The organism is Calditrichota bacterium (assembly GCA_013151735.1).
Lineage (GTDB): Bacteria > Zhuqueibacterota > JdFR-76 > JdFR-76 > BMS3Abin05 > BMS3Abin05.
The window spans coordinates 1-5,313 of record JAADHR010000194.1 but is presented as its reverse complement, the minus strand read 5'-3'; the positions used below and the strand labels follow the sequence as shown (position 1 = coordinate 5,313).

4 protein-coding genes and 1 riboswitch are annotated in these 5,313 nt (G+C 48.7%); all 4 genes read right to left on the bottom strand.

Going from position 1 to position 5,313, the window contains the following annotated elements; translation table 11 throughout:
- A partial coding sequence (locus tag GXO76_13750) for a TonB-dependent receptor plug domain-containing protein (GenBank protein NOY78922.1) occupies positions 1-975 on the bottom strand: 975 nt, incomplete at its 3' end.
- Complete coding sequence (locus GXO76_13745; protein NOY78921.1) at positions 972-1,505, bottom strand: cob(I)yrinic acid a,c-diamide adenosyltransferase; 534 nt, start codon at positions 1,503-1,505, stop codon at positions 972-974. The genes GXO76_13750 and GXO76_13745, both read right to left, overlap by 4 nt.
- 253 nt (positions 1,506-1,758) lie before the next feature.
- Positions 1,759-1,975: riboswitch (cobalamin riboswitch) on the bottom strand.
- A gap of 122 nt (positions 1,976-2,097) precedes the next feature.
- Positions 2,098-2,781 carry an FAD-dependent thymidylate synthase gene (locus GXO76_13740; GenBank protein ID NOY78920.1) on the bottom strand — a complete coding sequence of 228 codons (684 nt, stop codon included), beginning with the start codon at positions 2,779-2,781 and terminating at the stop codon, positions 2,098-2,100.
- Positions 2,782-2,826: 45 nt separating this feature from the next.
- Positions 2,827-4,836, bottom strand: coding sequence for a (Fe-S)-binding protein (locus tag GXO76_13735; protein NOY78919.1), 2,010 nt, complete (start codon positions 4,834-4,836; stop codon positions 2,827-2,829).
- Positions 4,837-5,313: the final 477 nt, after the last annotated feature.

The window sequence follows — 5,313 nt, the reverse complement described above, 5'->3', positions numbered from 1 at the left end:
TGCAATCTGGACAAACACATTCTGATCCCAAAATCCGTTATTTCTGCGGATGGCGTCTCTTCCAAAGGAATCAACATAGGGAAAATTTCCATTTGACATACGTCTCTGATAGGAGATATTCATCCGGAACGGCCCCCACTCCGGAAACAGGCTTCCTCCCAGTTCCCGCGAACCAAAACTTCCCTCTCCAAGGGTCAGTGTTGCCCTTTGCTTTGAAGAAGCGCTCTTTCGTGTCACGATATTGATCACCCCCCCGATGGCGTCGCTCCCGAAAAGGGTCGAGCCTCCGCTCTTGAGGATCTCAATGTGATCAATCCAATCCAGGGAAATGCCGGACAGATCGACCAGATTGTTTTGAGCGGGATTTATTTTCACGCCGTCTATCAGAACAAGCACCTGGTTGGTATGGCTGCCTCGAATGGAAACCGTTTTGCCGCCACCTTTTCCGCCCGTATCGTACACAAACAGCCCCGGCTGGGATTTCAGAAAATCCCCCAGATTTTGCGCCGTGCTGGCTTCAATCTGTTTTCGGGAAATAATTTCAAGCGCTGCCGGATTTTCCCACAGAGAAGAGGATTCCCGGGTTCCCCACACCAGCAAACTCCCCAGCCGAATAATTTTGGGTTGAAGACGAAAATCAAGGCTGACAGAATGATCCTCGAAAATACGCACCCCTGATTTTTGTGCAGTAGTGTAACCCATCATCACCACGCGAATGGTGTACGTGCCCACCGGCAGATTGGCAATTTCGTACCGTCCCTGAAGGTCTGTGGCCGCGCCGTAGCTGGTTCCGGCCACCAGAACGTTTGCTCCAATGAGGGGATCGCCGGTTTCGGCATCGAGCACCTGCCCGGTTATTTTAACGGAGTTTTGGAAGTCTCCTTTTTCTCCCGGAGGAGCAGGAAATCCCTTTGACCCAAAACCGATAAGGCTCAAAAATACTAGAGAAAAAAGTGCCCTTTGCAAGCGACTCACTTTTCAATTCCTTTGCGTGCCTGAACACCCTGGGTGTAGTAATGCTTGACTTCCTTCATCTCCGTCACGAGATCGGCTTTTTCAATCAGGTCTTTGGGAGCGTACCGGCCGGTCAGGATGAGTTCAACGCCGGCAGGTTTTTCGTCAATGAGCGCCAAAACCTCCTCGGTAGTCACCAGCTTGAAAAAGATCGCCACATTGATTTCATCCAGAATAACGATATCGTACGCTTCACTCAGCATCGCTTTGCGCGATTGTTCCAGTCCCTCTTTGGCCAGCCGGACATCCTCCTCTGTGGCCTTATCCACGTGAACAAACGTGGGCTTTCCAAACTGTTCAATTGTGATGTACGGGGCGAGGCGGCTGGCGGCTTTCAGCTCACCGTAGTCCTGACCCTTCATAAACTGACCGATAAACACATGAAAGTCATTTCCGGCCGCCCGAAAAGCCAGTCCCAGGGCGGCGGTCGTTTTCCCCTTTCCGTTTCCGGTGTAAATCTGAACATACCCCTTCTTGAGTTTGGTTGGCATGTCAACTCTCCTTTTCGTCAAATTGAAAATGTACAGAAAAATGAAGCCGTGCAGAGAATGAGTCACTGGACACTTTTGTCTCTGCGGTTCTCTGTGTTAGTCCTTTTTGCTGAAAGACAAACAACGTTGTGAAGACCCTGCGGGGGGAAGAACGCTTGGTTGGGCAATAAAAAACCCCAACCTTCGTCGTGAAAATTGGGGTTAAAATGCGTGTTCTTAAGAGAATTAAAACCCAGACCTTGCCCGCGAAGGTTTCACCGGTTGCAATTTCGGCAGGTCTCCTGGCTCAGGGGTCATCCTACTTACCGTGCCTTCCCATCCGTTTTTTTGACGAACAGTGGCAATGTACGGTTTTCGTCACCCTTTACAGTAGCGGGGCTGCTCCCGATTTTCACGGGATTCCCTTTTCAGCTTCGCGATGATGAACCCAATGTTCCCATCACGGAAGCACCGAAATTGTGTTTTTTGAAAGAACTGCTTAAATATAGAAAATTAAATTGCAATTGTCAATATTGATTTTTGTGCTTCTTTGCAAAAAGCAACTTTTCCACAAAGGAATTTGTCTAAAAAATATTAGCCGCTAATTCGCGAATTAATATGATTTTTCATCATGTTCCAGAACGTGTTTTTTAAAGGATTCAAACGTCCACGGCATTTTTTTCTGAAAAACATCGGCTATGGCATTGGCGTACACACGAATTTCATATTGGGCATGTTCATCGGTCCGAAGCTTCACAAAGTTCATGAGGGAACGGGCATTCACGGCCCAGTAAAACTGCGTGTACAGGGAAAGAGGCAAAACAATACGCGCCTGTTCCTTTGCCACCCCATCCGCCAACAGCTCCTCGTAAAGCCGGTAGGTCTGCTCATAAAAAGTTTCTATTTTCTCCCGTAAATTTTGGCTCAGGGGTTCCTTCAAATCAGAATAGGTGTAATTCTTCTTTTCCTGGGTCCGAAATTTTTCGGGTACGTAGAATTCGTGAGACATTTCCGTGTAGCGGCCGGAGATCTCATTGTAGCTCGCCCAGCGGTGCCGAAACCACTGCCGTGCCACAAAAATCGGGCATTTGATGTGAAACTTAAAAATCGCCTGTTCAAAAGGCGTTTCATGGGCATTCCGGATGAGATAATCGATTAGTTTTCGATCCTTTTCCTCGCCCTTTGTTCCCTGCCCAAACGACACCCGGGCAGCCTGGACCACCGCGTTATCCCCGCCCATAAAATCGACCAGCCGCACAATTCCCTTATCCAACACGTGATATTCAAAATCTTCCATAAAAATTCCTGAATCCTCTTAAACCATTGAACAGCTAAAACGCATCTATTCCATTGCTTCGGCAACCAATTGAACAATGTCCAGTGTCTGGATATTTTCCTTTCCCTTGTCCTTTAGGCCGTCATCCAGCATCGTGTGGCAGAAGGGACAGGCCGTGGCCACCACATTGGGATTGACACCGATAGCCTCCTCCGCCCGATCGTGATTAATGCGGGTACCGATGGTTTCTTCCATCCACATACGGCCGCCGCCTGCCCCACAGCAGAAGGCATTGTCTCTGTTGCGCGGCATTTCGACCATTTCCACGCCGGGAATGGCTGTAATGACCTTCCTCGGCGCCTTGTAAATATCGTTGTGGCGCCCCAGATAACAGGAATCGTGATACGTAATCCGTTCCTTGAGGGGCTTGGTCAACTTAATTTTCCCGGATTCGATAAGCTCTTCGATGAATTCCGTGTGGTGAACCACCTTAAAATTTCCGTCAAATTGCGGATATTCATTTTTCAGGGTGTTGTAACAGTGGGGGCACTGCGTTACAATCCGATTAAATTTGTACTGTTTCAGGGTCTCGATATTGGTTTCCGCCTGCATCTGGAAGAGATACTCGTTTCCGGAACGTCGGGCCGGATCGCCCGTGCAGTTTTCTTCCTTCCCGAGAATGGCAAAATCAACCCCGGCCGCATTCAAAATTTTCACCATCGCCTGGGAGGTCTTTTTGCCCTTGTCATCGAAGGCACCGGCACATCCCACCCAGTAAAGCACATCCACTTCCTTCACGTCACGCATTTTGCGAACATCCAGGCCTTCAGCCCATGCCTCCCGTTCACTGGCGCCAATCCCCCAGGGATTGCTGTTGTTTTCAATATTTTTGTAGGTTGTGACCAGTTCCTGCGGAAATTTGCTTTCTTCAAGAACCAGATACCGGCGCATTTCAACAATGCGATCGATGAATTCGATGGTCAGCGGACACACATTTTCGCAGGCGCCGCAGCTTGTACACGCCCAGATCACATCCTCCGAAATGGTGTTCCCCACCAGAGGATCGCCCTCGTATTCCAATTCATCCAGTTTCTCACGCGGATTGCTGACAATGGTGCTGATGTTATCGAAAAGATATTCCCGCATATTTTCGTTGATCTTCTTCGGAGAGAGCGGTTTCCCCGTGTTGAATGCCGGACACACCGACTGGCAGCGCCCGCATTCCGTACAGGTGTACACATCCAGAATATCCTTCCAATCGAAATGGTGGAGTTTTGACGCGCCGTAGTGGGTCGCATTTTCAATATCCAGCTTGGGCAAATACCCCTTGTCCAGGCGCTTGAAAAACACGTTAAAAACGGCTGTAATAACATGAAAATGTTTGGACACCGGCAAGAAATTCAAAAAGATGAGCACCGTTGCGGCATGCACCCACCAGCCGGTATTGAAAATAAGGTGAGCCGTATTCCAGCTCATATGATGCGCCAGAAAGTAATTGCCGACCCAGATATTCACAAGCGAGGCGTTAGCCAGATCGTGCGGGTGCATGACCTTGGCCGCTCCGTTCATAAAAAAGTCGGAAACCATAATCAGAAAAATGAAGGTCAGAATCAGGTAACCGTCAAAATTGATGGTCAGGCGTTTGGGGCGCAGAACCGCACGCCGAAAGACGGCTACCAGTACCATAATCACGACGATTATTTCAAAAATGTCCCGCATGTAATAATAGACTGTGAGCGCGGCAGACCCCGGGGCCAAAAACGGGAAGTGAAATCCGTGGAAGAGCCCTCCGAAAATGACATCGCTGGAATTAATCAGCAAAACCACAAACCCCCAAAAGATAAAGGCGTGCATAAAACCGGCCCCTAAAAAATGCCGATTCAAAATGCGCGCTTGTCCCAAAACGATTTTTATGACTTCCCAAATACGCACGCCGATGTGATCAAAACGATTGATGGGCTCAGCCTGCAGCATCACCTTTAACCGCCGCCAGATCAGAACTGCAAACAACACCATCATTCCCACAAAAAACACCACATAAATGGCGTAGGCCACCGGACTGCTTGTTGGATGCATATGTCACCTCATATTTATTAAAAAGAACGCTTTTTGATTTTTTTGATCTGGATCAAACATTACATTTTACGGAGATTTTTTGTTTTTGTCAAGTGATTTTCGAGGGAATTTACGAGAAGGTGAAATTTAATTCAGAAATGTGTTTGGTCTGCCGTAACCGCAGGCTTTATGCCTGCGATTGTTTGCAGGCGCACCCGCAAAGGGTGCGGCAAAGCAGCCCCAAGGTGAATACCCGGGCTAAAAACAGCAAAGGGTCTAAAAGTTCCTATTCCGAGCTATTTCACAATACCCATTTCTTAGACCAGAGGTTTGCTATCAGGCAGGCGTTTAAAGTTTTTTCGCTGCCGTTGCGATTTCACAGCCCCCCAGTCGGGATTCTGTTTTAAATAGGGACAAAAGAATTTTCCTGCCGGCCGTTGGGTGATGACCGGCCTTCGACTCCGCTCAGGCACCGGCCTTCGACTCCGCTCTGGCACC

Excerpts from the sequence above, each read along its gene's own strand:
- GXO76_13745 (NOY78921.1), bottom strand. The coding sequence starts at position 1,505 with ATGCCAACCAAACTCAAGAAGGGGTATGTTCAGATTTACACCGGAAAC.
- GXO76_13740 (NOY78920.1), bottom strand. The coding sequence starts at position 2,781 with ATGGAAGATTTTGAATATCACGTGTTGGATAAGGGAATTGTGCGGCTG.
- GXO76_13735 (NOY78919.1), bottom strand. The coding sequence starts at position 4,836 with ATGCATCCAACAAGCAGTCCGGTGGCCTACGCCATTTATGTGGTGTTT.